24 protein-coding genes are annotated in these 26,189 nt (G+C 68.0%); 8 read left to right on the top strand and 16 right to left on the bottom strand.

What is annotated here, in order from left to right:
- Positions 1-44 precede the first annotated feature (44 nt).
- The 6 genes from E6N53_RS02970 to E6N53_RS02945 form a co-directional block, all read right to left on the bottom strand.
- Entirely contained in the window at positions 45-941 is an 897-nt protein-coding gene (locus E6N53_RS02970) for an FAD binding domain-containing protein (RefSeq protein WP_142856755.1), read from the bottom strand.
- Positions 938-3,409, bottom strand: coding sequence for a xanthine dehydrogenase family protein molybdopterin-binding subunit (locus E6N53_RS02965; RefSeq protein WP_142856752.1), 2,472 nt, complete (start codon positions 3,407-3,409; stop codon positions 938-940). The genes E6N53_RS02970 and E6N53_RS02965 overlap by 4 nt, the downstream gene beginning before the upstream one ends.
- On the bottom strand, positions 3,410-3,934 hold the full coding sequence (locus E6N53_RS02960; protein WP_136588949.1) for a (2Fe-2S)-binding protein: 525 nt from the start codon (positions 3,932-3,934) through the stop codon (positions 3,410-3,412).
- A gap of 83 nt (positions 3,935-4,017) precedes the next feature.
- Positions 4,018-5,232, bottom strand: coding sequence for a CaiB/BaiF CoA transferase family protein (locus E6N53_RS02955; RefSeq protein WP_142856750.1), 1,215 nt, complete (start codon positions 5,230-5,232; stop codon positions 4,018-4,020).
- A 61-nt stretch (positions 5,233-5,293) separates the two neighbouring features.
- Positions 5,294-6,469 carry an MFS transporter gene (locus tag E6N53_RS02950; RefSeq protein ID WP_236642298.1) on the bottom strand — a complete coding sequence of 392 codons (1,176 nt, stop codon included), beginning with the start codon at positions 6,467-6,469 and terminating at the stop codon, positions 5,294-5,296.
- 2 nt (positions 6,470-6,471) lie between these two features.
- On the bottom strand, positions 6,472-7,515 hold the full coding sequence (locus tag E6N53_RS02945; protein ID WP_142856746.1) for an alcohol dehydrogenase catalytic domain-containing protein: 1,044 nt from the start codon (positions 7,513-7,515) through the stop codon (positions 6,472-6,474).
- 140 nt (positions 7,516-7,655) lie between these two features.
- Here E6N53_RS02945 and E6N53_RS02940 point away from each other — a divergent pair, with 140 nt between their 5' ends.
- On the top strand, positions 7,656-9,038 hold the full coding sequence (locus E6N53_RS02940; protein WP_142856744.1) for a uracil-xanthine permease family protein: 1,383 nt from the start codon (positions 7,656-7,658) through the stop codon (positions 9,036-9,038).
- A 378-nt stretch (positions 9,039-9,416) separates the two neighbouring features.
- On the opposite strand, the gene E6N53_RS02935 is transcribed toward E6N53_RS02940, so the two are convergent.
- Positions 9,417-10,181, bottom strand: a complete 765-nt coding sequence (locus tag E6N53_RS02935; protein WP_136602379.1) for a cyclase family protein — start codon at positions 10,179-10,181, stop codon at positions 9,417-9,419.
- A 366-nt stretch (positions 10,182-10,547) separates the two neighbouring features.
- Here E6N53_RS02935 and E6N53_RS02930 point away from each other — a divergent pair, with 366 nt between their 5' ends.
- On the top strand, positions 10,548-11,318 hold the full coding sequence (locus tag E6N53_RS02930; RefSeq protein ID WP_136602378.1) for an IclR family transcriptional regulator: 771 nt from the start codon (positions 10,548-10,550) through the stop codon (positions 11,316-11,318).
- A 316-nt stretch (positions 11,319-11,634) separates the two neighbouring features.
- On the opposite strand, the gene E6N53_RS02925 is transcribed toward E6N53_RS02930, so the two are convergent.
- Together E6N53_RS02925 and E6N53_RS02920 are read right to left on the bottom strand one after the other, a co-directional pair.
- Positions 11,635-12,414, bottom strand: a complete 780-nt coding sequence (locus E6N53_RS02925) for an iron-sulfur cluster assembly protein (RefSeq protein ID WP_142856742.1) — start codon at positions 12,412-12,414, stop codon at positions 11,635-11,637.
- Complete coding sequence (locus E6N53_RS02920) at positions 12,414-13,472, bottom strand: amidohydrolase family protein (RefSeq protein WP_142856739.1); 1,059 nt, start codon at positions 13,470-13,472, stop codon at positions 12,414-12,416. The genes E6N53_RS02925 and E6N53_RS02920 overlap by 1 nt, the downstream gene beginning before the upstream one ends.
- Before the next feature lie 181 nt (positions 13,473-13,653).
- Between E6N53_RS02920 and E6N53_RS02915 the strand changes: the two genes are divergently transcribed.
- From E6N53_RS02915 to E6N53_RS02900, 4 genes are all read left to right on the top strand, one after another.
- On the top strand, positions 13,654-14,697 hold the full coding sequence (locus E6N53_RS02915) for an NAD(P)-dependent alcohol dehydrogenase (protein ID WP_136588940.1): 1,044 nt from the start codon (positions 13,654-13,656) through the stop codon (positions 14,695-14,697).
- A 69-nt stretch (positions 14,698-14,766) separates the two neighbouring features.
- Positions 14,767-15,327: a thioredoxin family protein gene (locus tag E6N53_RS02910; protein ID WP_142856737.1), complete on the top strand. Its 561-nt coding sequence runs from the start codon at positions 14,767-14,769 to the stop codon at positions 15,325-15,327.
- Positions 15,328-15,390: 63 nt separating this feature from the next.
- Positions 15,391-15,885 (top strand): metal-dependent hydrolase, encoded by a 495-nt coding sequence (locus E6N53_RS02905; RefSeq protein WP_142856734.1) that lies wholly within the window; start codon positions 15,391-15,393, stop codon positions 15,883-15,885.
- Between the two features lie 75 nt (positions 15,886-15,960).
- A complete protein-coding gene (locus E6N53_RS02900) occupies positions 15,961-16,548 on the top strand; it encodes a peroxidase-related enzyme (RefSeq protein ID WP_136588937.1) in 588 nt (195 codons plus the stop codon).
- A 69-nt stretch (positions 16,549-16,617) separates the two neighbouring features.
- Here the strand turns inward: E6N53_RS02900 and E6N53_RS02895 are convergent, their stop codons facing one another.
- Together E6N53_RS02895 and E6N53_RS02890 are read right to left on the bottom strand one after the other, a co-directional pair.
- The gene (locus tag E6N53_RS02895; protein ID WP_142856732.1) at positions 16,618-16,872 is read right to left on the bottom strand and encodes a DUF8151 family protein; all 255 of its coding nucleotides are present in this window, start codon (positions 16,870-16,872) and stop codon (positions 16,618-16,620) included.
- A 136-nt stretch (positions 16,873-17,008) separates the two neighbouring features.
- Positions 17,009-18,520 carry a cryptochrome/photolyase family protein gene (locus E6N53_RS02890; protein ID WP_142856730.1) on the bottom strand — a complete coding sequence of 504 codons (1,512 nt, stop codon included), beginning with the start codon at positions 18,518-18,520 and terminating at the stop codon, positions 17,009-17,011.
- 130 nt (positions 18,521-18,650) lie between these two features.
- On the opposite strand from E6N53_RS02890, the gene E6N53_RS02885 reads away from it, so the two are divergent.
- Positions 18,651-19,262: a response regulator transcription factor gene (locus E6N53_RS02885; protein ID WP_142856728.1), complete on the top strand. Its 612-nt coding sequence runs from the start codon at positions 18,651-18,653 to the stop codon at positions 19,260-19,262.
- A gap of 143 nt (positions 19,263-19,405) precedes the next feature.
- Here the strand turns inward: E6N53_RS02885 and E6N53_RS02880 are convergent, their stop codons facing one another.
- Positions 19,406-21,028, bottom strand: coding sequence for an acetate--CoA ligase (locus tag E6N53_RS02880; RefSeq protein WP_142856726.1), 1,623 nt, complete (start codon positions 21,026-21,028; stop codon positions 19,406-19,408).
- 372 nt (positions 21,029-21,400) lie between these two features.
- Here E6N53_RS02880 and E6N53_RS02875 point away from each other — a divergent pair, with 372 nt between their 5' ends.
- Positions 21,401-22,375 carry an aldo/keto reductase gene (locus E6N53_RS02875; RefSeq protein WP_142856724.1) on the top strand — a complete coding sequence of 325 codons (975 nt, stop codon included), beginning with the start codon at positions 21,401-21,403 and terminating at the stop codon, positions 22,373-22,375.
- Positions 22,376-22,418: 43 nt separating this feature from the next.
- On the opposite strand, the gene E6N53_RS02870 is transcribed toward E6N53_RS02875, so the two are convergent.
- From E6N53_RS02870 to E6N53_RS02855, 4 genes are read right to left on the bottom strand one after another with little or no spacing between them, the layout of a single operon-like run.
- Positions 22,419-23,138 (bottom strand): class I SAM-dependent methyltransferase, encoded by a 720-nt coding sequence (locus E6N53_RS02870; protein WP_142856723.1) that lies wholly within the window; start codon positions 23,136-23,138, stop codon positions 22,419-22,421.
- Between the two features lie 40 nt (positions 23,139-23,178).
- Positions 23,179-24,372 carry an MFS transporter gene (locus E6N53_RS02865; RefSeq protein ID WP_142856722.1) on the bottom strand — a complete coding sequence of 398 codons (1,194 nt, stop codon included), beginning with the start codon at positions 24,370-24,372 and terminating at the stop codon, positions 23,179-23,181.
- 43 nt (positions 24,373-24,415) lie between these two features.
- Positions 24,416-25,480 carry an iron transporter gene (locus tag E6N53_RS02860; protein ID WP_142856721.1) on the bottom strand — a complete coding sequence of 355 codons (1,065 nt, stop codon included), beginning with the start codon at positions 25,478-25,480 and terminating at the stop codon, positions 24,416-24,418.
- Positions 25,477-26,154 (bottom strand): SCO family protein, encoded by a 678-nt coding sequence (locus E6N53_RS02855; protein ID WP_142856720.1) that lies wholly within the window; start codon positions 26,152-26,154, stop codon positions 25,477-25,479. The genes E6N53_RS02860 and E6N53_RS02855 overlap by 4 nt, the downstream gene beginning before the upstream one ends.
- Positions 26,155-26,189 lie beyond the last annotated feature (35 nt).

The raw sequence follows: 26,189 nt of genomic DNA, 5'->3' as shown, positions 1-26,189 counted from the left end.
CTCGGCACGAGATGCGGGGGGACAGTCGAGAGACCGTCTCGGGGTCAGCTCCCGCCCGCACAGGCCCGGTCGTACGATTTTCGGAGCGACCGCACGGCGTACTCGCCGGCCATCTCGATCTTGTACTCGCGGTCGGCGTGCATCTCGTCGGCGGGGTCCGCGTCGTCGCGGACCGCCTCGGCGACTGTCTCGAGCGCCCCGTCGGTGAGCGGTTCACCCTCGAGCGCTTCGAGCGTGTCGTCGACGCGGAGGGGGATGCCGCCGGCGTTGCCGACGGCGAGTCGCGCCGTCTCCACGAGCGGGTCGTCGCTCGCGGGGTCGTCGACGGTGACCGCGGCGGCGGCACTCACCGTCGGCCACGTCTGCGCGCCGCGCTTGAGTTCGACGAACGCACTCCCGCTTCGCTCGACCGGGAACGGTTCTCGCGGGAACGAGACGCTCGCGATGAGCTCGTTCTCCTCTAAGTCGGTGAACATGTAGCCGATGAAGTAGTCGTCGACCGGGATGGTTCGCTCGCCGTCGACGGAGACGACGTGGAGTTCGCCGCCGAGCGCCGAGAGGGCGGTCGGGTAGTTACCGGCGGGGTCCGCCTCGGCGATGCTCCCGCCCATCGTGCCACGGTTTCGGACCGCGGGCCCCGCGATCTGCTCGGCCGCCTCCGGGAGGAGTTCGAGGACCCCCCGGAGGTCGTCGTGTCGCTCGAGGGTCCGGTGTCGGGTCATCGCGCCGATTTCGACCTCGTCCGCGCGGATGTCGACGAAGGCGAGTTCGTCGAGACGGTTGATGTCGACGAGGCGCTCGGGCGAGGCGAAGCGGTTCGCCATGATGATGCCGAGCGACTGGTTGCCCGCGAGCAGTTCCGCGTCGAAGTGCTCTTCGAGGAGTTCGAGCGCCGCCTCCACCGAGTCGGGGCGGTCGTACTCGAACTGGGTGGGCTTCATCGGCCCACCCCCTCGGTCCCGACCCCCGCGTCGCGGAGCCAGCGGCGGACGCGGTGGCCCGTCGCGGGAATCGTGTCGGTCACGATACCGAACTCGGCGAGCGCGGTGTTGAGCGAGGTGGCGATGGCGGCGGGGCCGTCGATCATCCCCCCCTCGCCGGTCCCCTTCGCGCCCGTGGCCGTGTACGGCGACGGTGTCTCCTGGTGGTACAGTTCGAGGTCGGGCATGTTCTTCACCGACGGGAGGAGGTAGTCGAACAGCGTGATGGCCTGCGGTTGCCCGTCGTCGGCGTAGCCGAACTCCTCGTACAGCGCGGCACCGATGCCCTGTGCGAGGCCGCCCATCGCCTGCCCGTCGACGATCATCGGGTTCAGTCGGGTCCCGCAGTCGCGCAGCGTGTAGAACTTCAGTATCTCGACCTGTCCGGTCCGGGTGTCGACCTCGATGATCGGCGCGTTCGCGGCGAACGCCGCCGTCGGGTAGACCGGGAGCTTCCCAGTGAGCGCGTCGTCGAACTCCTCACGCACGGAGGCGGGGTGCTGGTAGTCGTAGGCGGCGGCGGTGTACTCGCCGTCGTCTCGGTCGCGCAGTTCCGCGAGGGTGAGGCGCTCGCGCGTCTCGACGTGTTCGACACCACCCTCGCGGTAGACGACGTCCTCGACCTCGGCGTCGAACTCGCGCGCCCCGAGTTCGCGGAGGTTCGTCTTCAGCAACTCGCCGAGTCCTTCGGACGCGCCCGAGAGCATCACGGCCATCCGCGAGGCCGCGGTGCCGTACTCGGTGGGTGCCTCGACGCTGTCGAGGTAGGAGACCTCGACGTCGTCGGGGGTGAGTTCGAGCGCGTCCGCGAGCAGTTGGGCGACGATGGTCCGGTGGCCCTGCCCCTGCGAGTCGGTGGCGATGAACGCCTCGACGCTGCCGTCCGGACGGATGCTCCCGCGGAGGTGTTCGGGGAGCTCTTCGACGTCGTCGCGGTCGCGGGCTTCGAGCGTGTCGCGGTCGGTACGCTGGCGGTCGGTCCAGTCGGACCCCGAGACCCCGGGCTCGACGTGGATCGAGGGCGAGGCGGCGCGGATGTACCCCTCCTCGCGGCGCTGGTCGACCACCTCGGGGTCGAGCAGCCCCCCCTCGACGCGCTCTTCCTCGTCGACGATGTCGACGATGCGGTCGAACGCCGCGGGGAAGTCGCCCGAGTCGTAGATGTTCTTCGAGGGGATGAGGTACGGCATCTCCTCGGGCGGGATGAGGTTCTGTCGCCTGAACGCCGTCGGGTCCATCCCCAGTTCGCGGGCCGCCTCGTCGACGATCATCTCCAGGGCGTAGAGGTGAGACGGGACGCCGAAGCCCCGGTAGGCGGTCTGACACGTCTTGTTCGTCAGGGCGAGTTCGTACTCGTAGCCGACGTCCTCGATGTGGTAGGCGTTCGTCAGCACCGCCAGCGGCTTGAGCACCTGGTTCACCGGATATCGCGGGTAGGCACCGAAGTCGTCGACGAACCAGACGTCCAGGCCGCTGATGGTGCCGTCGTCGTCGACGGCCAGCTTCACCTTGTAGTCGCGCTCCGAGGAGTGCATGTCGCCGCCCTGGAGGTTCTCGACGCGGTCCTCGACGAATTTTACGGGGCGGCCGTCGAGATACTGCGACGCCATCGCCGCCAGACAGCAGTAGCGGTGGATGGCGATTTTCGTCCCGTAGCTCCCGCCGACGTCGGCGGGAACGTTCAGCCGGACCTTCTCGGGCGGGTAGCCCAGGGTGTCGTAGACGGTGTCGTCGACGAGCGTGTGGAGCTGGATGTTACAGTCGATGTCGAACGAGTCGTTCTCGGTATCGTACTGTGCGACGACGCCCGCGGTCTCGAGGGGGACCCCCGAGATGCGCCCCCACGAGTACTCGCCCTCGACGACGTGGTCGGCCGCCTCGAACGCCGTCTGTGGGTCGCCGAACTCGAACCGCTCCGAGTCGGGGACGTTCGTCCCGATGTCCTCGTGGATGACGTGCTCGTCCGTCCGCGCCTCCATCGCGTCGGCGACGGCGTCGAGCTTCTCGTAGTTCACGACGACGCGGTCGGCGATGTCCTCGGCGGCGTAGCGGTCGGAGGCGACGATGGCCGCGACGGGCTCGCCCGAGTACAGCACCTTGTCCGTGGCGAGCGACCACTCCTCGAACCCCGGCAGCCCCGATGGCATCGGGTTGTAGTCCGCCTTCAGGTCCTCGCCGGTGATGACGAGTTCGCAGTCGGGGTGGTCGAGCGCCCGGGAGACGTCGACCTCCTCGATACGGGCGTGGGGGTGGACGCTCCGGACGAGCGCCATGTGGAGGCAGTCCGGGGGCGTGATGTCGTGGATGTACTCCGCACGTCCCGTGAGGATGTCGTAGTCCTCGACGCGCTTCACCGACTGGCCGGTGTACGACTCGCGCTCGCTCGTGGGCGTGGCGTCGCCGACGGATTCGGTCTCGGCTCGGGACATCTACTCTCCCTCCCCGCTCTCGACCGCGAGGTCGGCGGCGGCGCGCTCGACGGCGCTGTAGATGTTGTGATACCCCGTACAGCGGCAGATGTTGTCCGAGAGTGCCGTCTTCACCTCGTCCCTGTCGGGGTCGGGGTTCTCTCGCAGTAACTCGACGGCGGACATGACGAAGCCGCTGGTGCAGAAGCCACACTGGAGGGCGTGTTCCTCGTGGAACGCCGACTGGAGGGGGTGGAGTTCGCCGTCGTCGGCGAGACTCTCGACCGTCTCGAGTTCGAGGCCGTCGGCCTGGACCGCGTACGTGAGACACGACTTCGTCGTCGCGCCGTCCATGATGACCGTGCAGGCCCCGCAGACGCCGTGTTCGCAGCCGACGCGGACGCCGCGGAGTCCACACTCCTCGCGCAGGAAGTCGGAGAGCTTCAGACGGGGTTCGACCTCGCGGGTGAGTTCCTCACCGTTGACAGTCAGGGTGACGGTCTCGGTCGGGCGAGCCTCATCACCATCTGTGGTACCGGTACTCATGACGCTACGTTACGAGCCTCGTGTGATAATCCTTGCGTCGAGGCGCGTGGCGGACGGGGAACCCGGGTCGTTCGGTTCGGCGGTTACGCGTCGGGGTCGCCGAACGCGCCCGCGGCCTCGAGTTCGTCGAGGCGCTCGGCCGAGTAACCAAGTTCCGCGAACACCTCGCGGCTGTGCTCGCCGAGTCGCGGCGGCGGCGAGCGGAACCCGCTCTCGGCGTGCGTGAAGTTCAGCGGGTGTTCGATGGTCGGCACCGTCCGCTCCCCGTCGGAGACCTCGCTCACGACGCCGCGCGCCTCGGTCTGCTCGTTGGAGAGCGCTTCCTCCACGGACTGGACCGGCCCGGCGGGCACGCCCGCGTCGACGAGGACGTCCATCCACTCGCTCGTCGAGCGCTTCGCGAGGGCCGCCTCGATTTCGGCCTCCAGTTCGTCCATGTGTTCGACACGGTCGGCGTTCGTCTCGAAGCGGTCGTCCTCGGGCAGGTCGGGCCGGTCGATGGCGTCGCAGAAGTCGCGCCAGAGCCGCTGGTTCAGACAGGCGACGTTGAGGTGGCCGTCCTTCGTCGCGTACGTCTGGTAGGGGGCGAGAACGGGGTCTTTCGTCCCCATCCGGGAGGGCTCCTCGCCGGCGAACACCTTCCCCGCCTGCTTCGTCAGCCACGGGAGCGTCGCGTCGAGCATCCCGAGTTCGACCCGGTCGCCCTCGCCCGTCAGCTCACGCTTGTAGAGCCCGTTCACGACGCCGAAGGCGGCCCACATCCCCGTGATGAGGTCGGTCTGTGGGAGGCCGACTTTCACCGGCCGCCCCTCCGGGGGTGCCTCCCCCGTGACGCTCATGATACCGCTCATCCCCTGGATGAGGAGGTCGTAGCCGGGACGCTGGCTCCACGGGCCGCTGTCGCCGTACGCGGAGATGGAGCAGTAGACCAGGCCGGGGTTCAACTCGGAGAGGGTGTCGTAGTCGACCGCCAGGCGGTCGGCGACGCCGGGCCGGAAGTTCTGAACGAACACGTCCGCCTCCTCGACGAGGTCGTACAGGGCCGCCACGCCCGCCTCGCTCTTGAGGTCCAGTTCGACCGAGCGCTTGTCGTAGTTGAGCGTCCAGTAGTACGGCGACTCCCCGTCGATGAACGGCGGACCGGAGTGTCGGATGTCGTCGCCAGTGCCCGGACGCTCGACCTTGATGACGTCGGCACCCTGGTTCGCCAGCATGAGCGAGCAGAACCCGCCGGTGACGAACGTCGAGAGGTCGACCACCGTCACGCCGTCGAGGATGCGTGTGCCGTTCGTGTCCATGCGACGTAGCCTCGTGGACGGGGCAAAAGCGTTGTCGTTACCCTCGCCGTTGTCATCACCGTCACTCGCTGACGGGTCGGGTCACCGTCGGCGCGTCCGTCCCGATGGCCGACAGCCACAACAGGGCGACGGCGAGCACGGTGGCCGCCATCGCGACGAACCCGAGCGCGAACGAGTCCGTATCGAGGAGCGTCCGTCCGAGGAGCCACGGGTAGACGACGGCCCCGACGTTGCCGACCAGTATCATCGCCACCAGCGTGACGCCGGCATCGTCGGCGAGTTCCGAGAAGGCGAGGGCGAACAGCGGGCCGAACGGGACGCCGAAGCCGAGGCCCGTCCCGACAATCGTCGCGGCGAGGAGCCACGGTGTCCCCATCCGGAGCGCGAGGGCCAAGAGTGCGAGGACGACGACGCTGCCGACGAACGAGACGAGGACGGTCCGCCGGTCGCCCACCCGCTCGGAGAGCCGGCCGCCGACGGCCCGGCCAGCGACCGTCGCCAGCGAGAAGCCGACGAGTGTCGCCGTCACGGGCACACCGGCCCCGCGAAGCACGTCCGGATACCACGTCCCGGCGACCATCAGGAAGCCGAACGTGGCCATGTTGCCCAGGCCGAGGGCGAGCCCGGTCGGCGTGCGGAGCGGCGCGAGGTACGCCCCCATCGGGACCGGTGCGTCGGTCCGGACGTCCGGGAGCGTCACGGTGCCGAGCGCCCCGCCCCCGATGAGCGCGGCAGCGCCGACGGCGGGGACGACGGGGCCCACCCGTTCGAGCAGTCCCGGCGCGGAGGCGAGACCGACGGCGAAGCCGAGCGTGAACAACGCGCCCAACAGCCCCTGCGCCGTCGCCGTCCGGTCGGGGACGCGCCGGCCGACGTACTTCATCGACGCGACGAACGCCACACCCTGGCCGACGCCGAGCAGGGCTCTCGACGCGAGCGCGGCCGGGAGCGTCGCCCAGCCACCGACGAGTGCACCGAGTGCCGTCAGCGCGAACCCGGCGGCGCAGGCCCGCGGGACCGACACAACGCGCGTGAGCCGGTCGGCGGGAAGCGCCGCCACGCCCTGCATGAGGAGGAACAGCGTCATGCCGAACCCCGCCGCGTCCGGCGCGACCCCGCGGTCGATGAGGAGCGAGACGACAGCGCCGTAGGAGCCGACGGCGACACCCAGCCCGAACAGGCCGGTCCCGAGTGTCGCGAGCGCCCGACGCGGCAGTCGGCGGGTGGTTCGTGCCACCGTCAGGGCTCGAGGACGGTGGTCCCGAACGTCGCCCCCGAGCGGAGTTCCCGGTGGACCGCGGGCACCTCGTCGAGGCCGACGCGCCGCCGGACGACCGGTTCGACGCGACCGTCGGCGAACAGTCGGGCGGCGCGGACCACCTGGTCCTTCGTCGCGTACCGCGACCCGACGAACGACGCCTCCTTCACGACGTACTCCGTCATCGGGACGTCGAACGTCCGGTCGTGGTGGGTAGTGAGCGAGACCACCTGTCCGCCCATCGCCATCGCGTCCCAGGCGTCGCGGAGCGTGTCAGTGTCGCCGACGGTGTCGACGACGACGGTGGGGCCGCCGTCCCCGGGCGTCGCGTCGCAGACCCGAGAGACGAAGTCGTCCGCGGTGGCGTCGACGGGCACGACCGTGTCCGGCGTCAGGTCGTCGACGTGGCCGAGCCGCTCGGCCCCGATGTCGGCGGCGACGACGTGAGCCCCCCGCGCGGCCGCCAGTTGTGAGAGGTGGACGCCGATGCGCCCCGCCGCGCCGACGACGAGGACGGTGTCGGTGTCGTCGACGTCGGTCCGTTCACAGACGTGAAGCGGTGTCGCGAGACCGTCCGCGGCGATGGCACCGGCGGCGAAACCAGTCCCGTCGGGGAGGGGGAGCGCGTTCGTGGCCGGGAGGACCGCGGACTCGGCGTAGGCGCCGTCGCAGTTCACGCCGTACCAGCCGCCGAACGACGTACAGCGGTTCGTCTCCCCGCGGCGGCAGTGGTCGCACGCGCCGCAGGTGAGGTAGAAGTACGCGAGGACGCGGTCACCAACGTCGAGGTCGACGCCGTCGCCGACCGCCTCGACGACGCCCGCGAACTCGTGGCCGGGGATGCGCGGGGTGAGAGCGGGGTCGGCGGCGAGGCCGCCCTGGACGGCGTTCTCGATGGTTCGCGTGACGGCACAGGCCCGCACGTCGACACGAACCTCGCCGGGTCCGGGTTCGGGTCTGTCCACCTGCTCGATGGTGAGGTCGCCGCCCCACTCGTCGAGGACGACGGCGTTCATCTGAGTCATGCGACGAGGTGCGGGTCAGGGGGTCAAAAGCGTTGGTGTGCGGGGGGGCGTCGGCGGACGCGCCGTCTCCGGTCGTCCCGCGCGTACCAGGATATGTCGGCAGAACAGTTATACCACCGTCGTCTCGATAGTGAGACACCATGTCAAGTGGTGACACCATCGACGGCGGCGGAGCGTCGAGTACCAGTATCGTCGAGTACGATATCGAAGACAAGCCACCCGCGGGCGAGGCGGTCCCGTTGGGCGTCCAGCACCTCCTCGCGATGTTCCTGTCGACGGTCGCACTCCCCATCGTCATCGCGGGGGCGATCGGTCTCGGACAGTCCGACACGACGTTCCTCCTCCAGATGGCGCTGCTCGTCGCCGGGGTCGCGACCATCGTGCAGGCGTACCCCATCGGCCCGGTCGGTGCGCGCCTCCCCATCGTCATGGGGACGAGCGCCATCTTCGTCGCGCCCCTCATCGACGTGGGGAGCCAGTTCGGACTCGCCGCCATCTTCGGTGCGGTCATCCTCGCCGCCCCCGTCGAGATTGTCCTGGGCTACTTCATCGACGACCTCAGGGGCCTGTTCCCCCCGCTGGTGACGGGCGTCGTGGTGATGCTCGTCGGCCTCACGCTCATCCCGGTCGCCATGGACTACGCCGCCGGCGGTCCCGGTGCGGCGACGTACGGGAACGTCGAGAACGTCGGTCTCGCGGCGCTCGTCCTGTTGGTCGCTGTGGGCGTCAACCAGTTCTTCGACGGCTTCCTCCGGATGACGAGCGTGCTCATCGCCGTCGTCGTCGGCTACGTCGCCGCGGTTCCGCTCGGCCTCTTGGACCTGAGCGGCGTCGCGACGGCGGGGTGGATCTCCTTCCCCGTGCCGCTCCGCTACGGCGTGGAGTTTCACCCGAGCGCCATCCTGGTCGTCGCCTTCGCGTACATCATCACGGCCATCGAGACCATCGGCGATATCTCGGGGACGACCGAGTCCGTGGGTCGCGACCCCGAGGGGGACGAACTGAAAGGCGGCCTGGTCGCCGACGGCGTCATGAGCGGCATCGCCGGCGTCTTCGGGGCGTTCCCGAACACCTCGTTCTCGCAGAACGTCGGTCTCATCAGCTTCACCGGGGTCGCCAGCCGATACGTCGTCGCCATCTGTGGCGTCTTCTTGATCCTCCTCGGCTTCGTGCCGAAGGTCGCCGCCGTCGTCGCCGCGATGCCGAACCCCGTCCTCGGTGGGGCCGCCATCGTCCTCTTCGGCATGATTTTCTCGGTCGGGGTGCGCATCCTGACGAGAGGCGCACAGCTCACCCAGCGGAACCTGACTATCGTCGCCACCTCTATCGTCCTCGGCCTGGGCGTCGAGGTGCGGCCCGACGTGCTGTCGAGCCTCCCGGAGGACCTCCGCTTGCTCGCCGGGTCGGGACTCATCGCCGGCGGTGTGACGGCGCTCGTTCTGAACCTCGTGTTGCCGTCCGACGAGACGCCGGTGCGTGAGCCTGCGGCCGTCACGACGGACGGCGGTGCGGAGGAGTCGTAACGGGCAGAGAGGCGTCCGACGGGCGCAGACGGACTCGAGTCGGCGACCCGCTCGACGCGGCCTGCGTCCTGTCGCAGTACGCGCGCGGACGAGCGGTCGAGGGAACGTCGAGACGCGCTGGCGGATGCTCACCGAGGCGAGCGCGTCCCGTCTTCGGCGTCGACGCGTGCGGCCTGGTAGAAGAGAACGGGGGGTCGCTCGTCGACGACAGCCCGGACCGTTCGATGCGCTCTGGCCCCGGGCCGCGCGGACCGGCGTGGTGACGGAGGGCCGAGTCGTCATGGGGACCGAACCACAGGAGACGGTCGTCCGCCGGCCGGACGGTGGACGGCAGGTCGACTGCTCCGACCAGAGAGCGGAGACGGCCCGACGGTGTGGTTACGCCTCTTTGAACGCGACACACCGACAGACCGAGGACTCGCCACCGCGGAACCGCCACGGGAACGTGCCGATCTGAACACGCTCGTTCAGGAGTTCCTCGGGCACCTGGGCGTTCTCGACGTGGACGATGCCGTGGGGGAACAGCTCCGTGTGCATGAGCTGGTACCCCTCGGGCGGGAATATCTCGTCGAGGTCGTCGACGCCGAGGTGGTCGCGCGCCTCCGCGGCCAGTTCGGGGCGGACGTCACGGACGACCGTGTTCATCGGGTGGTCGGCGCTCCCGCAGTCGAGGATGAGGTAGTTGATGTCCATCTCGCGACACCACTCGGCGAACTCCATGTTCGGCCCGGGATGCTTACAGAAGAAGGCGTGCGGGTCGGCCTCCTCTCTGTGCCAGGCGTACTTCTGGAAGCCCGTGTGGACGAACAGGATGTCGCCCTCGCGGACGTCACAGACGTCTTCGATCATCTCGGAGGTGTAGACGTCGTACTCGCCCACCTTGTCCGAGATGTCGGCGACGACGGCGTCGCTCACCAGTTCGTCGAGCGGCATCTGCTCGATGTCCCGGCCGTGGGCGATGAAGTGCTTCTCGCCGTCGAGGTGCGTTCCCGTGTGGTTCATGAACTCGATCTTCTGGCCGTTGACCTTCTCGGTGTCGAGGGACTTCTCGTACCAGATCTTCGGGTTGTCGTACGTCGGCCACGCGGGCGTGTCCTGCGACCACGGCTGCGTGAGATCGTACATCTCGTATCCGTCGAGCATACACGTGCACCTCCCGCAGGAGGGTGATAAGTGTTGTTCCACGTGTGCGCCGTCGACGTCGACACGCGTCCAGAAATGGTTCGCCGCTGTTCATCAGTGTGGAACGCACGTCTCGAGCAGTCCCGCGCTGTGGAGCGGTTTATTTCGATTCGACGTGAGACAATTTCTCACCTGATAGGCGCTCCTGAGGTGTGTTCGTGCCCACATATCGAGCGAGTGGGTCGCGGCTTCTCTCGTGAGACAGGTGTTCAGCAGGGTAGAACGTATGTGGGACGTGTACAAGTCACGACCGGTGGCGGCTGACGTCGTGTTCAATCAGACAGAACAGATGTTTTTTGTATCAGGACATACGTGGTACCAGTACTCATGGAACGAGACCACGACGCCGACGGGCTCATCGGTGCCGTCGACACGACGCTCCGTATCGTCGAGACGCTCAACGACATCGGAACCGCGGGCGTGACCCAACTCGCCCGGCAACTCGACGAGCCGAAGAGCACCGTGTACAACCACCTCGACACGCTCAACCGCCGGGGCTACGTAGTCAAGACGGACGACCAGTACCGCCTCGCCTGTCGGTTTCTCGAACTCGGGTCGATGACTCGTGAGCGCTACCTCGTCTACCGGATCGCGCGCGACGAGGTGACGGCGCTGGCGGAGGGGACGGGCGAACTCGCGGGGCTGGTCGTCGAGGAACACGGCTACGGAGTGTTCTTACACCGGGCGAAGGGTGACCAGGCGGTCCACGTCGACACGCACGTCGGCAAACGTATCCACCTCCACGGTGCTGCCCTCGGGAAGGCCATGCTCGCGTTCTCGTCGGACGACCACGTCCAGGAGGTCATCGACTGGCGGGGGCTCCCGGCGCTGACCGACCACACCATCACCGACGCGGACGCGCTGGCCGAGGAACTCGGGAAGATTCGAGAGGAAGGGGTCGCCTTCGACGACGAGGAACGCATCAACGGCCTGCGGAGCGTCGCCGTGCCGCTTCGGACCGACGACGGCGACGTCCTCGGTGCCATCAGCGTCGCCGGCCCGACGAGCAGGCTGCGCGGCGACCGCTTCCAGTCGGAGCTCCCCGACCAGCTTCGGAGCGCCGCGAACGTCATCGAACTGAACATCACGTACCTCTGAGCCCGACGCTCGACACCGAGAGATTACACACATATCGGTGTAATCTACGTGAGCTGACCGGGCCCACGGACGGCGACGGCCTCTCGTTCCGTGTCGGTCCGACCGCCGCGCAGTTTAGATAGAACTAATTAGATAAAACAATTAATCGACAGTACAGTTTCAGACTAAAGATTGTAAAATATACTCGATGATAGAATACAGCTAGCATAATCTACTGATTCTAGCGCTTCGACGCTCGTCATCACCAGAGAGTAGATGATTAGACGAAGAGAGTAGTATAATATACTTAGTAAAAGTAGAGCGTCGTGAGGCCGACTCAGTCGGCGTCGACGACCGTCGGGCTGTCGCGGTTCAGCTTCCGGCGTCGGCTCTCGTTGAGCGCGTCACAGACGCCGCCCTGTCCCGTCATGTTCGTCTGCGCGAGGCGACCGCGTTGGTGGACGAGTTCGAACGCGTCCGGGTCGATGGGGTCGCCCTCGGGGGTCCGGAACAGCCGGTCGTCGTCGCCGGTGACCGCGTCGACGGCGCGCGCCTTACAGAGGTAGCGGTCGAGCGGCCGCGCGTCGACGGTGACCGCGAACGCACCGTCGGCGAGGTAGACCGAGGCGCGAGCGCCCTCACGGCGGGGAGCGGATTCGATGTCGACGTCGGCGGGCGTCAGCTCACAGAGCTGCTCCGGAGAGACCCCGGCGTCGAGCAGCGCCTCGACGGCCGCGTACTGCCGGGAGAGACGGGCCTTGTCGTCGAGCGTGGCACGTACCGAGGCCACCTCGCCGTCGGCGTCCGGGAACGACTCCTCGAACGACTGGCGCTCGTTGACCCCCTCGTTTATCTCCGTCTCGTGCATGTGGTCGCGGAGGTACACCGCGGCCGTCTCGACGTCCGGGAGCGACTCGAGTTCGTCACGGGCGTCCGTCGCCATCATCCAGGCGAAGGCGGGCGAACACCACGCCGTCGGGAGTGTGAAGTGGACGGTCACCGACGTCTCGTCGATGTCGATGCGGTCGACGTAGTCGAGGTCGACGATGGACTCGTCCAGCTCGGGGTCCGTCACACGGTCGAGTCGCGCGCGGACGTCGGCGGGTGTCGCGGACATCAGTCGTCCGCCGAGGCCGGCGCGCTGTAGGTGTCACCGAGGCCGAACTCCTGGCTGATGGCGTCGTCTCGGAACTGCTCCTTCCGCTCTTCGATGTCGATGTCGTACAGCTCCGCGATGTTCTCGCCCATGACTTTCTTCTTCGTCTCGAGGTCGAACTCAACGCCGAACTCCTCGACCGTCTCCTCGGAGAACTCCAGGTCCATGATGGCCTCGATGAGCCAGTCGGGGTCCCAGATGCCGTAGTCCGAGCCGAACGTGATGCGGTCCTCGCCGAGCCAGAACAGCAGTTCGGCCATGATCTCCTCGAACTTCTTCGGGCGGCCGAGCGCCATCGGGGCGGCGACGGCGATACCGCCGTAGACGTTCGGCTCCTGCGTGGCGATCCAGCAGAAGTCGTCGAGTCGGGGGAGCCCGACGTGCTCGACGATGAAGTTCAGTTCGGGGAAGTTCGTCGCGGCGTCGTCGACGTCACCCACGTCGAAGGCGTCCTTGTTCAGCGGGCGGATGGTCGGCCCCTTGTGCGGGTGGATGTTCTCGATGCCGAGTTCGACGCACTTCTCGAGGAACTCGTACGACTCTTCGCTGTCGAGGCGCCACCCCTTCGAGTCGCCCTTCCACTCCGCCGTGTAGACCTTCGCGCCCTTGACGTCGTACTCGTCTTTCTGTCGCTCGAGTTCTTTCAGCCCGGCCTCACCGTCGCGCGGGTCCCAGCGTCCGTTGAGCACGAACCGGTCCGGGTGGTCCTGATACAGCGTCTGGCCGAGGTCGTCGACGGTGTTGAACCCCTCCGTGTAGAACTCGTGGAGGTGGGTCGGCTGGTACACCGCCATGTCCACGTGGTTCGTGAAGAGGTCCTCTTTCATCTCCTGTGGCGTGAACTTCCGGTAGTCGTCGATGTCGCGCTGGCGGTCTTCGGGTGTGAACCCGGTGTGATAGTCGTAGAAACACTGGATGAACTGCTCGCCACCCTCGTGTTTGATGTTCTCCTCCGTCGCGTCCCACATGTGCGTGTGTCCGTCGATAACGAACACGTCTTCGCCTTCGTAGGTGTACATGCGATTCTGCCTGAGGACACCACCGATAAATAATTAACATAATTATTCATCATTTCTCCCGTGAATACTGTCGGGAGCACTCGTCCGCGCGAGCGCCCCACCGGGCGGGACAGTACAGTGGCGGACACACATCTCCGCTAGACGAGGGCTTTTTGTCCGAGCTCCATCATGATTAATCGCTATGCAAGCTGCGCGTCTACACGAGTACACCCACGACATGAGCCAGGCGCTGTCGGTCGACGAGATTGACCGCCCGACCATCGACAGTTCCGACGGCGTCATCGTGGAGGTCGAGGGAGCGGGATGGTGCCAGACGGACAATCACATCATCGAGGGGATGTGGACGGAGTACGCCCCGCAGGACCTCCCGATGACACTCGGCCACGAGAACGCCGGAATCGTGAGCGAGGTCGGCGACGAGGTGACCACCGTCGAAGTCGGCGACCCCGTCATCTGTCATCCGGTACAGACCTGCGGGACCTGCCGCTCCTGCCGCCTGGGGGAGGACATGTACTGCGAGGACTCGAAGTTCAACGGGCTCACCCACGACGGCGGGTTCGCCGAGTATCTCCTCACCTCCGAACGCGCCGTGATTCCGCTTCCGGCGGGGGTCGACCCGACGGACATCGCCCCGCACGCCGACGCGGGCATCACCGCCTACCACGCCGCGAAGAAGGCCGTCCGCGAACTCAACCCCGGCGACACGGCGGTCGTCATCGGCGTCGGCGGCCTCGGCCACATCGGCCTGCAGTGCCTCCGGGCGATGTCCGCCGCCGACATCGTCGCCGTCGACCTCAAAGAGTCCGCGCGCGCCCTCGCGTCGGACCTGGGAGCCGACGAGACCGTCGACCCCCAGACCGAGGACGTGACCGACGCCGTCACGGACTTCTCCGGCGGCGTCGGCGCACAGCAGGTGCTCGACTTCGTCGGCCGCGACGAGACGACGGCGCTCGCGCCCGACATCACGGCCGCCGGCGGTGACCACCACATCATCGGCTACGGCGGTCACATCCACGAACCCGCACAGGCGCTCGTCAACGGCGAGTTCGCGTTCAGGGGCACGCTCGTCGGCCGCTACGCGGAACTGCAGGAACTCGTCGCGCTCGTCGACCGCGGGGCCGTCGACCTCCACACCGAGCGGTACGACCTGGGTGACGTGAACACCGTCGCCGAACGGCTCGAACACGGCGAGATCGACGGACGCGCCGTCATCACCCCGCCCTGAGCGAGGCGACCCCGTCCGGGCCGACCGTGGACACACAACGACTTTTTTCCACGACTCCTAACCAGTGGTATGGTCTTAACAGAGTCCGAAGGGAACCTCGACCTCGGTGACGAAGCGCCCGACTTCAGCCTCGTCGGTACCGACGGCGAGACGTACTCGCTCGGCTCGTTCGCCGAGTACGACGCGCTGCTCGTCGTCTTCACGTGTAACCACTGCCCCTACGCGCAGGCGAAGTTCGACGAACTGAACCACCTCGCCGAGGCGTACGACGACCTCGCGGTCGTCGGTATCAATCCGAACGACGCCGAGGAGTACCCCGACGACTCCTTCGAGAAGATGCGCGAGTACGTCGACGACGGCCGCGTCCAGTACACCGCGTACCTCCGCGACGAGTCACAGGAGGTCGCCGAGACGTACGGCGCGACGTGTACGCCCGACCCGTTCCTCTTCGCGAACGACGACGGCACCTTCCGTCTCCGGTACCACGGGCGCATCGACGACGCGATGAGCCCCGACGAGGAGGCAGACGAGTACGTCATGCGCGAGGCCGTCGAGGCCGTGCTCGCAGACGAGGCCGTCGACGTCGAGGTCGTCCCCTCCCGCGGCTGTAGCATCAAGTGGCGCGACTGAACCGACGTCGGGCCCGCCGCGGCGAGTCGTCAGGTACTCGTTGCTCGACGCTCCCCATTCACTGTGTACCGCAACGGCCACTACGGTGTCGCACTGCTCACCTTCGCGCCGGTCGGCGTCGCCCTCGTGATGACTGGGCTGGTCGACCTCGCGTTCGTCGTGGGCGCGGGCGCGCTCTGGCTGGCGATGCTCCCCGACCTCGACCACCGGGTCCCCGGCCTCTCACACCGCGGCGTGACGCACACGGTCTGGTTCGCGCTTCTCCTCGGGGGCGTGTTGGGCGCGGCGGGGGTCGCCGTCGGTCGCCTCGGCCTCGGCGCGCCGTACGGTCCCGAGACGCTGGGGACGGTCGGTGCCGCGGTCGGTCTCGTGAGCGTCGGCTCGCACCTCCTGGCCGACGTGTTGACGCCGATGGGCATCAGGCCCCTCTGGCCGCTCTCCGGCCGGAAGTTCACGCTCTCGCTGTGGACCGCCGACAGCACCCTCGGCAACTACAGCCTGCTCTCGCTCGGCGTCTTCGTCACCGCGGCGTGGGTCGGCGTGCTGTTCGTGGGGTGAGCCCGCGACCACCACCCGAACACTCGCCCTCGTCCTCGCCGTTGCACCTTTGACCCCTCCCGTCGAACGCCGACTATGGCAGATTCGACCCCGGAACTCGACGACGACGCGATGCGACGCTTCCCCGTGCCCGACTTCGAGGACCTGCCCGAGGACCTGCAGGAGCGAATCGCCGACGAGACCGCACGCGCGGGCTTTACCCCCAACGTCTTCTCGGCGTTCGGCTACAAGCCCTCGCACTTCCGCGCGTTCTTCGCGTACCACGACGCGCTCGTCGAGGACACGGCCCTGGAGAGAGCGGAGGTCGAGATGATCGTCGTCGCCGTCTCCGGCGTGAACCACTGCTACTACTGCAACGTCGCCCACGGCGCACTGGCGCGCATCTACGCGAAGGACCCGACGCTCGCCGACCAGCTGGTGGCGAACTACCGTACGGCGGACGTCTCCGACGAGCGTATGGCGATGCTCGACGTGGCCGTGAAGCTCACCGAATCCCCGGCCGAGGTGACCGAGGAAGACATCGCACTGCTCGAGGACGCGGGCTACTCCGAGGAGGCGATCTGGGACATCGCCGCGGTGACGGCGTTCTTCAACCTCTCGAACCGGATGGCGATGTTCGCCGACATGCGGCCCAACGACGAGTTCCACGGGCTGGGTCGGTGAGACGCCAGGTGACGGTGACATCGCGGCCGGCCGACCGAATCGAGGTGCGTCGGTCGAGACAGTCGACGCTCAGGGGCCGGTGACGGTCCGAACGAACCGGACGAACCGCGGACGGAACTTCTCGGTGACGGTCAGATAGGCGAAGTAAAAGGCCATGACACCCATGAGTGCCACCCAGGCACCGAGTGCGAGCTGTCCTCCCTCGACCGTGAGCAGCGCGAACCGCTCGATGTACACGCCGGCGGCCGAGAGAAGCACGCTCCCGAGTCCGAACACGAGCAGTTCGAGCAGTTCCGGGAGGAGTTCGAGGTGTGAGGGGCGCATACTCGGGGATAACCGGTTCCGGTTGTCTCTCTTTCGGTTCACGAGCGCGGCCGTCGAGCGGCGTGCTCGGGCGGCCCGCCGAGACGTGCCCGACACCGGGCTGGCGGCGTTCGGCGCGCTCACACCCTACGTCGAGTTAGAGCGTCCCCTCTCGAGCCATCTCCCGCACGTCAGCCGCGCGTTCTCGAATCTCCGCCCACTCCTCGTCGTCCTTCCGGTCGACGTGCGAGTACATCAGGCCCATGCGGCCGGTCCCCCGCAGCGTCTCCTCGTTCTCCTTCAGGAAGTCCCAGTACAGCGCGTTGAACGGGCAGGCCCCCTCGCCGGTAGTGCGCGAGACGGTGTACTCGCAGTCGGCACAGAAGTCGCTCATCTTGTTGATGTAGTTGCCCGACGACGCGTAAGGCTTCGACGAGAGCACGTCGGTGGCGAACGAGCCCATCCCGACGACGTTCGGTGTCGTCACCCAGTGGTACGCGTCGACGAACCCCAGGTGGAACCACCGGTTCAACTCCTGGGGGTCGGCCCCGTAGACGAGCGCGAAGTTCGAGAGCACCATCAGCCGCTCGATGTGGTGGGCGTACCCCCGGTCGTACACGTGCGACACCGCCTCGGAGAGACACGTCATGTCGGTCTCGCCGTCCCAGTACAGCGGCGGGAGCGCCCGCTCTTGTTCCAGCTGATTCGCCTCGCCCATGGCGGGCATCCCCCGCCGGTAGACGTGGCGCATGAACTCCCGCCAGCCGACGACCTGCCGGACGAACCCCTCGACGGAGTTGAGCGGTGCGTCTCCCGCGCGGTAGGCCTCGACGGCGGCGTCGACCAGCTCCTGCGGGCGGAGGAGGCCGAGGTTCAGCGACGAGGACAGAAGCGAGTGCGACAGCGCCCACTCGCCCTCCACCAACGCGTCCTGGTACGCGCCGAACTCGGGGAGACGCGTCGAGACGAAATGGTCCAGCGCCGACCGGGCCTCCGCCCGGGTGACGGGCCACACCACCGCGTCCAGCGCGGGGTTACCCCAGTGGTCGTCGTATCGCTCCGTGACGAACTCGTGGACCTCCCGCGTGAGCGCGTCGGGTTCGAACGTCGGCGTCGGCGGTGGCGTCCACTCCGGGCCGGGAGTCTCGCGGTTCTCGTCGTCGTAGTTCCACTCACCCCCCTCAGGCTCGTCGCCGTCCATCAGGATGTCGAACTCCCGGCGGACGAACCGGTACCACCGCTCCTGCCTGAAGCCGTCCTCGACGGTCCGGTCGCCGGCCCACTGGTCGAACTGGTCGGGAGTGGTGAGGAACGCGTCGTTCTCGACGAGAGTGAGGCTGCCACCGCGGTCTTCGACCATCGCCGTGAACCGTTCGGCCGCGCCGTGGCTCGGCGGGTCCATCAGGACGAGCGCGTCACCGGGGGCGGCCCCGAAGTACTCGTCTAAGCCCTCGCCGAACGTCTCCGCTTCGACGTACGTCACCTCGTACCCCCGCTCGCGGAGTTCGTCGCGACAGTGACGCATCGCCGAGAAGAGCAGGGTGAGCTTCGCCGGATGGTACGGGAGACGGGCGGCGAAGCCGTGCGCTTCGATCATGAGCACGTGGTCGGCGGTCTCGAGCGGCGTCGCGTCGGGTGCTAACTGGTCGCCGAGAAGCCAGACGGTCATGGTCGCTCCCGTTCCCGTCGACGAGTCGGCGCGGTCGGTGTCATGCGTCGGCTAGGGAACGGTCGGGGTAATTCGTTGTGGCTGTCGTCACCATGATATACGAGGAGTGAGACGGTAGTATCGAGAACAGATGGCAGGCACCGACAGTGACGGACCCCCAGTCGTCCTGGTCGCCGACGACGAGGCCGAACTCGCCGAGTTGTACGCCCACTGGCTGACCGACGAGTACGAGGTCCGCGTCGCCACCGGTGGCGAGGAGGCGCTCGAACTGGCGACTGACGACGTCGACGTGGCCCTGCTCGACCGACGGATGCCGATGATGACCGGCGACGAGGTCCTCGCGGCGCTTCGCGAGCGGGGAATCAACTGTCGTGTGGCGATGATCACGGCCGTCGAGCCCGACGTCGACATCGTCGACATGCCGTTCGACGACTACCTCGTCAAACCCGTCACCCGCGAGGAACTGCACTCGGTGGTGTCGGTGCTGCTCTCGCGCGCGGCGTTCGACAGCCGAACCCAGGAGTTCTTCGCGCTCGCCTCGAAGAAAGCCACCCTCGAGAGCGCCCAGAAGGACGAGCCGACGACGGAGTACAAACGACTCACCGAACGGATGGAACAGCTTCGGAGCGAACTCGACGAGACGCTGACGGAGTACTCGAACGACGACTTCGAGGCGGCCTTCCGCGAACTGCCCGACGAGGAGACGTTCGAGTCGCCGGAGTCGACCGGTTCGACCGAGTAACGCTCAGAGGGCCGGCCCGTGTCGGTTCCCGCTGGCGACTGTCGACCGGACGACAGCGCGCTCTCGTCGTGGTCGCTCGGCTTCGAGCCGCTCGTCATCGTCGGTGTGGCGAGCGGAACAGTCGTCACCCCCGGTGCCCCGGCTTACGAGCCGAACTGCGCTCGTTCCTCCTCTCGCAGTTCGATGCGCCGAATCTTCCCCGAGGAGGTCTTCGGGAGGTCGTCGACGAACTCGATCCGTCGTGGGTACTTGTACGGTGCCGTCTCCTCTTTCATGAACTCCTGTATCTCCGTCGCCAACTCGTCAGAGCCCTCGTGCCCCTCGGCGAGCACGACGTACGCCTTGACGACGTTCCCGCGGTCGTCGTGCGGTGACGCGACCGCGGCCGCCTCGGTGACCGCGGGGTGAGAGACGAGCGCGTCCTCGACCTCGAACGGGCCGATGCGGTACCCCGCGGAGATGATGATGTCGTCGGCTCGCCCCTCGAAGAAGAGGTAGCCGTCGTCGTCGCGCGAGGCGAGGTCACCGGTCCGGTAGTAGTCGCCGGCGAAGGTCTTGGCGTCGAGGTCGGGCTTCTCGTAGTAGCCGTCGAAGATACCCGGGCAGTCGACGGGGACGGCGATTTCACCGATCTCGCCGTCTTCGACCGGCTCATCTTCGACCGTGTCGATGATGGTCGTCCCCATGCCCGGCGTGGGCTTGCCCATCGAACCCTCCTTCACCTCGATGCCGGGATAGTTCGTCACGAGCGCGACCGTCTCGGTCTGGCCGTAGCCGTCGCGCGGGGTGACTCCCACCTCCTCCTGGAACGCCTCGATCGGCTCGCGGTTGAGCGGCTCGCCCGCCGAGAGCGCGTCGGTGAGCGCGAGGTCCCAGTCCGCCAGCTCCTCCTGGGCGAACAGCCGGTACTGGGTCGGGACGGCACAGAGCTTCGTGACGCCCTCCTCGGCCATGATGTCGAGGAACGTCTCGGTGTCGAACGCGCCGTCGTAGATGAGCTGGGTCGCACCCGTGGTGAGCCCCACGCCGACCGGACTCCAGAACCACTTGGCCCACCCCGTCCCGGTCGTCGCCCACATCAACTCGTCGGAGAGGTCCTCGTCGGCCGTGAGCCCCCACCAGTAGGGGCCGTTGACGAGCTCGAAACAGCGCATCCAGCGGTGCTTGTGGAGCACGGGTTTCGGCTGGCCCGTCGTCCCCGAGGTGTAGTTGATAGACATCGGGTCCTGTGCGCCGACGTCGGGGCCGTCGTGGTCGGCCGACCGGTCCGCGGTGAGGTCGGCGAAGCCCTCCCAGCCGTCGGGCGCGCCGTCGAGACAGATGGTGTTCTCCAGCGGCGTCTCGTCGAGGACGGGCTCGACCATGTCGGTGAGCGACGCGTGGGCGACGATGGTGGACGCCTCACAGTCCGACGCGCGGAACGAGATGTCCTTCGGCTTCAACATCGACGAACACGGGACCAGGAGGGCACCGCGTTTCAGCGCGCCGAGTTGGACGGCGAACGCGTCGGGATGGCGGGGGAACAGATGCATCACGCGGTCACCCTTCCCGACGCCGCGGTCGGCGAGGGCGTTCGCGAAGCGGTTCATCCCCGCGCGGAGGTCCGCGTAGGTCCGTTCGACCCGTGTCCCCTCCTCGCTCAGGAAACGGACCGCGACCCGGTCGCCGAACGCGTCGGCGTGTGACTCGATTACGCCGGGGAGCGTGTACCCCTCGGGGATGTCCCACTCGAACGACTCACAGGCGGCGGCGTAGTCCAGTGCCATAGCTCACACATCGAAAACCCGACGAATAATAATTTGGGTCGCGGGTGGGTGGCTTCGATACTCGAAGCCTGCGGGGTGTGAGCGCGCCTCCCGACCGTCTCTAGACCGCAGCCGGCTCCTTTTCGGTTCCGCCGAAGACGAAGCCACCCTCGTCGTCGCTGCGGACGCCGCGCGCCACGAGGACGAACGCTCCGAGGCCGACGAGCGTCACGACGGTGAGACCGACGCCGAGCGCGAGCCACCGCCCCTCCCGGTCGACCAGCGAGAGGAGCCACGCCCCGGCGACGAGGCACCCGTAGACGAACGCGGCCCACAGTCGGGTGCGGCCCGCCCGTTCACTTTTGTCCCCGCACCGAGTGGAGCGTGGTAGACATGGAGTACACCACGCTCGGCGACACGGGTATGGAGGTCTCGCGCATCTGTCTCGGCTGTATGAGCTTCGGCACCTCGTCGTGGCGCGACTGGGTGCTCGACGAGGAGGCGGGGCTCGAACTGGTCGAGCGCGCCATCGACCTCGGCATCAACTTCTTCGACACGGCCAACATGTACTCCGACGGCGAGTCCGAACGGGTGCTGGGGACGGCGCTCGAGGGCAGACGCGACGAGAACGTCGTCGCGACCAAGGTGTACTTCCAGATGGACGAGTCGGACCCCAACTCCGGCGGCCTCTCGCGGAAGGCCATCGAACAGGAGGTGGCGAACTCCCTCTCGCGGCTCGGAATGGACACGGTCGACCTCCTCCAGACACACCGCTTCGACGACGACACGCCGCTCGAGACGACGATTCGCGCCCTCGATGACGTGGTCAGGCGGGGGCAGGCGCGGTACCTCGGCGCGTCGTCGATGTGGGCCCACCAGTTCGCCGAGGCGCTGCACACCGCCGACTCGCTCGGCACCGAGCGGTTCCTGACGATGCAGAACCACTACAACCTCCTCTACCGCGAGGAAGAACGCGAGATGCTCCCGCTGTGTGCGAAGCAGGGGGTCGGCGTCGTCCCGTGGTCGCCGCTGGCACGAGGCTACCTCACCCGGCCACACGAGGAGTTCGACGCGACGGTCCGGGGCGAGACGGACGACTACGCCCGTCAGCACCCGTACTTCGAGGGCGGCGGCAGGGAAATCAACGAACGGGTCCAGGAACTCGCGGCGGAGAAGGACGTGAAGATGGCGCAGGTCGCCCTGTCGTGGCTCCTCCACAAGGAGTGGGTCGACGCGCCCATCGTGGGGACGACGAGCGTCGAACACCTCGAGGACGCGGTCGAAGCCCTCGACATCTCCCTCTCGGACTCCGACATCGAGTGGCTGGAGGAGCCCTACCAGCCGGTGCGGGTGTCGGGCCACGAGTAGCCGTCTGCCGCTTCTCGCTTCTGGACACGCTCTCCGCCCCTGCCTACCCCCGTTTCGCGAGCGCCGCGCGGTAGTACGCCGTCCCCGCGTCGCTCCGCCGCACGTCTGCGAGCGTCCACCCGGTGCCGACCGTCGCCTCCCGGAGTCGGCCGGGGCTGAACAGGCGGAAGCAGAGCGTCTCGCTCACCGCCCCCTCGTACACGAAGTGAAAGACGCGCCCGGCGAGTCCTCGGGTCGGGTCCGGGCGGTACCCGAGGAGGTCGTCGCTCGCCTCGTGGCTCGGGTCGTAGCTGTCGACGACGGCCGTCGCCTCGGCGTCGGTCGCGAACGCCAGGTCGCCCAGCCACCGCCGGAGCCCCTGCATCGACCCCGCCAGCCCCAGCTGGGTGCCGACGGCGAGCGCAGACCCGAACCGGTCGCGGTCGAACGCCTCGCGGAGCGAGAACATGTCGACGGCGCGTGCGTCCCGGACGCCGCGGTCGCGAATCACCGCGACGAGCGCGTCGCTCACGTCGATGGCGACCGTCTCCACGTCGGCCTGAAAGACGAGCGCGTGCCGGCCGGCACCCGCGCCGACGTCGAGAAGCGGCCCACGGACCCACGACGACAGCCAACGGCCGGCCTCGCTCTCTGTGTCGAACGGCTCGAAGTAGAACGACTCGATCGGATGGTCGCGGGTCGCGTCACCGTCGCGCACTGTGAGTGGTGCCGTGCGTCGGTCGTGGTAGTGGTCGGCGACCGCACGGCCGAACGGGTCGGTCATGCGTCACGCTGAGTCGGCCGGGACCGTGAAAAAGCGTGCGTCAGTCGTCCGCCGTGCCCACCGCGCGCTCGAACGGCTTCAGCTCCCGGACGGCGCGAAGCGCGACCACCGCGATGGCGACCTCCAACCCGCCGACGATGAGGAACGCGGGGAGGAAGCCGAGCGAATCCGCGGAGAGCCCGCCGACGAGGAAGCCGGTGAGAAACCCCAGCGAGCCGGCGACGTTGAAGCCGCCGAGCGCGACGCCGCGTTCGTCCTCCGGGACGAGGTCCGTCGCCAGCGCCATGGTCGCCGGGGCGACGAGCGCGCCGAAGACGCCGACCACGACCATCATGCTCGCCGCCGAGACGAGCGAGGGCGCGAGCCCCACGCCGATGATGGCGACGCCGTAGGCGGCGGAGCCGGCGACCACCGGGTAGAAGCGCCCAACCCGGTCGGAGACGACCCCGAGCGGGTACTGCAAGAGGGCGAAGGGGAGGAAAAAGAGCGCGAGCACGACGCCCGCGCCGGCGGCGTCGAGGCCGAACTGTGTGCGGAAGTAGAAGACGCCGACGAGCGCGAAGAAGCCGGCGGTGAGACGGTCGACGAAGCCGAACGCGTAGGGGACAGACAGTGCCGGCCGGGAGCGGAGCCCGCGGACGATGGCACCGACGCCCAGGTTCCGCCCGGAGGGGGCACGGTCGGTCACCGACAGCGAGAGGGTGGCGACGACGAACAGCAGTCCCGCCGCCGCCACGAGCGGGGCGAGGGGGTCGAGGATTGAGAGCCGGCCGCCGACGACGGCACCGAGGGCGGCCCCGAGGCCGATGGCGAGACCCGCCACGCCCATGTTCCGACCGTTCCCGCCGCCCAGGTCGGCGAGCGTCGTCACGGCCAGCGAGAAGGCACCGATGGTGAACGCGCCGCCCACGACGCGAATGACGAGCGCGACGCCGAAGCCGACGCCGAGCGTCGGCAGGGCCGCGAGGAGGAGGTACGAGAGGGCACCTCCGAGTGCGCCGCCGACGACCCACCGCAGTCGCCGACCCGTCGCGTCCGAGAGCGCACCCCAGACGGAGGCGAAGGTGACGAACGCCGCCACCTCCGCGACGAGGAAGGCCGTGGCGGCGTCGAGTCCGCGCCCGCCGAGCGCGCGGACGAGGTCCGCGAGCCCCGGGTAGAGGAGCACCTGCGAGACGAGGACGCTCCAGACGACGAGCGCGAGGACGACCCTGTCGCGGCGTTCGGTACCCATCCGTGAGAGGGGGAAGTCGCCGGACGAACGAAAGGGTTGCTCCCTACGCGGAGAACGTGACGGTGCCCGTCTCGAGGAAGGCCGTCTCGTAGCCCTCGTGCCGGGCGACTTGCGGGGGAATCTCGACGGTGAGTTCGGTGTCCTGGACGGCACCCCCGGAGACGGGAGCGCCGTAGTGGAAGCCGAGGTCGGGGTCGAGCGCCGGGTCGAGCCGTCCGGCGAACGCCGCCCGGCCGTCGCCGGGCACGCGAGCGGAGAGCGCCATCCCGGGGACGACGAGGTCGTTGTACGGCGTCGCGGCGGTGACGACGAGGTACGAGTCGTCGGCGAACCGCTCGTTCGTGACGACGTAGCCGCGGAGGACGAGGTCGCCGACGGTCGCCTCGCCGAGAGCGGTCCCCGAGACGGAGTCGGGTACCTGTCCGACGGGCATCATATCCATCGACATCGGCGCGACGGCGTCGCGCTGGCCCCGCCGGCCCGCCTCGAACACGGTGTAGTCGATCTCGTTGCGGGCTCCCTCCCGGTAGTCGAACGAGACGGTCGCCGTCGCCGCCTCGGTGAAGCGGTTTCCGAGCGACCCGAACCGCTTCACGTTGGGGGCACCGACGCTGACGGTGACGTCGTAGACGTCGTTGCCGTCCAGCGGGAAGTTCGCCCCGTAGTGAAAGCCCATCTGCTGGGAGAGCATCGGGTAGACGACCTCCTGGCTCACGAGGCCGTCGTCGTTCCGAATCTCCATCGACAGCCCCGTGTTCGGGAGGACGACGCCCGTCTCGGGGTCCCACACCGTCGCCATCAGGTGGGCCGCGTCGTCGTCTCGGACGTCGACCTGCTGAGTCACGAACTCGGTTCCGTCCTGCTCGACGGTCCAGAACCGGTGCGGGTAGCTGTACGTGACCGCCACCCGCGCGTCGCCGGCCATGCCCATCCCCACCATCTCCATCCCCTCGACGTGCGAGGGGATGTACACGGCGTTCGGCCGGTCCTCGACCAGCGGCGGTTCGGCGCTGTACGTCGTCGTCGAGAAGCCCGCACAGCCAGCGAGACCGGCCAGGCCCGCGGCACCGACGCCGGCGAGGAAGCGCCGACGAGTCGGCCGGGTCATGCGTTTCGCACCGTCCGGAGGTCGTCGATGATGCGTCCCTCGTCCGTCTCCTCGCCGCGGTAGGCGCGCTCGACGTAGCCGTCGGCGTTCACGAGGAGGATGAGCGAGAGGTGGATGAACATGTACGGCCCCTCTTCGACCTCCTGCTTCTGGAAGGTGACGCCGAACTGGTCGGTGACGACCGCCTTCGCTCGCGCCTCGTCCTCGGGGCGGAGGAACGCCCAGTTTCCGGCGTCGGTGTCGACGTTGAACTGGTCTCGTTCCGCTCGCAGCGCCGCCTCGTCGTCCCGGGCGGGGTCGAACGTGACGGGGTGGAAGGCGACGTCGCCGGCGTACCCCTCCTGGACGGAGTGGACCTGGACCTCCCGGAGCGTGGAGAGCAACACCGGACAGGCCGTCATGCAGTTGGTGAAGATGAACGTCGCCAGGACGGGTCGGTCGACGTCGCGGAACGAGACGGTCTCGCCCGACACCGGCGCGGGGAGGGTCACGTCGGGGACACGCTGGCCCCACGCGGGGTACGGGAGGTCCTCGCTCGAGACGTCGGCGGTCCGGTCGGGCGCGCCGAGGACGACGTTCTGGTTCTGGTCGCCGATGCCAAGCGTTCCCAGACAGCCAGCAGTCGCACCGACACCGAGCGCCGCGCCGCTGGCGAGGAACCTGCGTCTGTTCATCGCTCGTGGTTCGGTTCGTGGAGGTAAAGACGCTT

Origin of the sequence: Salinigranum halophilum, from assembly GCF_007004735.1 — an archaeon.
Classification (GTDB): domain Archaea; phylum Halobacteriota; class Halobacteria; order Halobacteriales; family Haloferacaceae; genus Salinigranum; species Salinigranum halophilum.
Note: the sequence above shows the minus strand (reverse complement) of the source record. Positions and strands in the feature narration are given on the sequence as shown.

Coding starts and splice junctions, on each gene's coding strand:
- E6N53_RS02970 (WP_142856755.1), bottom strand. CDS start 941: ATGAAGCCCACCCAGTTCGAGTACGACCGCCCCGACTCGGTGGAGGCG.
- E6N53_RS02965 (WP_142856752.1), bottom strand. CDS start 3,409: ATGTCCCGAGCCGAGACCGAATCCGTCGGCGACGCCACGCCCACGAGC.
- E6N53_RS02960 (WP_136588949.1), bottom strand. CDS start 3,934: ATGAGTACCGGTACCACAGATGGTGATGAGGCTCGCCCGACCGAGACC.
- E6N53_RS02955 (WP_142856750.1), bottom strand. CDS start 5,232: ATGGACACGAACGGCACACGCATCCTCGACGGCGTGACGGTGGTCGAC.
- E6N53_RS02945 (WP_142856746.1), bottom strand. CDS start 7,515: ATGACTCAGATGAACGCCGTCGTCCTCGACGAGTGGGGCGGCGACCTC.
- E6N53_RS02940 (WP_142856744.1), top strand. CDS start 7,656: ATGTCAAGTGGTGACACCATCGACGGCGGCGGAGCGTCGAGTACCAGT.
- E6N53_RS02935 (WP_136602379.1), bottom strand. CDS start 10,181: ATGCTCGACGGATACGAGATGTACGATCTCACGCAGCCGTGGTCGCAG.
- E6N53_RS02930 (WP_136602378.1), top strand. CDS start 10,548: ATGGAACGAGACCACGACGCCGACGGGCTCATCGGTGCCGTCGACACG.
- E6N53_RS02925 (WP_142856742.1), bottom strand. CDS start 12,414: ATGTCCGCGACACCCGCCGACGTCCGCGCGCGACTCGACCGTGTGACG.
- E6N53_RS02920 (WP_142856739.1), bottom strand. CDS start 13,472: ATGTACACCTACGAAGGCGAAGACGTGTTCGTTATCGACGGACACACG.
- E6N53_RS02915 (WP_136588940.1), top strand. CDS start 13,654: ATGCAAGCTGCGCGTCTACACGAGTACACCCACGACATGAGCCAGGCG.
- E6N53_RS02910 (WP_142856737.1), top strand. CDS start 14,767: ATGGTCTTAACAGAGTCCGAAGGGAACCTCGACCTCGGTGACGAAGCG.
- E6N53_RS02900 (WP_136588937.1), top strand. CDS start 15,961: ATGGCAGATTCGACCCCGGAACTCGACGACGACGCGATGCGACGCTTC.
- E6N53_RS02895 (WP_142856732.1), bottom strand. CDS start 16,872: ATGCGCCCCTCACACCTCGAACTCCTCCCGGAACTGCTCGAACTGCTC.
- E6N53_RS02890 (WP_142856730.1), bottom strand. CDS start 18,520: ATGACCGTCTGGCTTCTCGGCGACCAGTTAGCACCCGACGCGACGCCG.
- E6N53_RS02885 (WP_142856728.1), top strand. CDS start 18,651: ATGGCAGGCACCGACAGTGACGGACCCCCAGTCGTCCTGGTCGCCGAC.
- E6N53_RS02880 (WP_142856726.1), bottom strand. CDS start 21,028: ATGGCACTGGACTACGCCGCCGCCTGTGAGTCGTTCGAGTGGGACATC.
- E6N53_RS02875 (WP_142856724.1), top strand. CDS start 21,401: ATGGAGTACACCACGCTCGGCGACACGGGTATGGAGGTCTCGCGCATC.
- E6N53_RS02870 (WP_142856723.1), bottom strand. CDS start 23,138: ATGACCGACCCGTTCGGCCGTGCGGTCGCCGACCACTACCACGACCGA.
- E6N53_RS02865 (WP_142856722.1), bottom strand. CDS start 24,372: ATGGGTACCGAACGCCGCGACAGGGTCGTCCTCGCGCTCGTCGTCTGG.
- E6N53_RS02860 (WP_142856721.1), bottom strand. CDS start 25,480: ATGACCCGGCCGACTCGTCGGCGCTTCCTCGCCGGCGTCGGTGCCGCG.
- E6N53_RS02855 (WP_142856720.1), bottom strand. CDS start 26,154: ATGAACAGACGCAGGTTCCTCGCCAGCGGCGCGGCGCTCGGTGTCGGT.